1 pseudogene is annotated in these 208 nt (G+C 50.5%); it reads right to left on the bottom strand.

The features are described 5' to 3' along the window. A pseudogene (locus HMPREF2726_RS06365) lies at positions 1–208 on the bottom strand (calcium-binding protein); the annotation flags it as partial.

Here is a 208-nt window from a genome sequence, read left to right as displayed (position 1 = left end):
GCTCGGTGACAGTATCATTTATATTGTCCACATGATAGATATCATTTCCATATCCGCCGCTCATGCTGTCTGCACCGCTGCCACCGTCTAAAGTATCGTTGCCGTATCCACCATCGAGCAGGTCGTTTCCTTCGCCTCCTTGTAGCACGTCATCTCCGTTATCTCCGTAAAGATAGTCACGATCATCGCCGCCCATCAGCAGGTCGTT

The organism is Neisseria sp. HMSC074B07 (genome assembly GCF_001810355.1).
In the GTDB taxonomy this organism is placed as follows: domain Bacteria; phylum Pseudomonadota; class Gammaproteobacteria; order Burkholderiales; family Neisseriaceae; genus Neisseria.
This window is presented reverse-complemented; position numbering and strand designations above follow the sequence as displayed.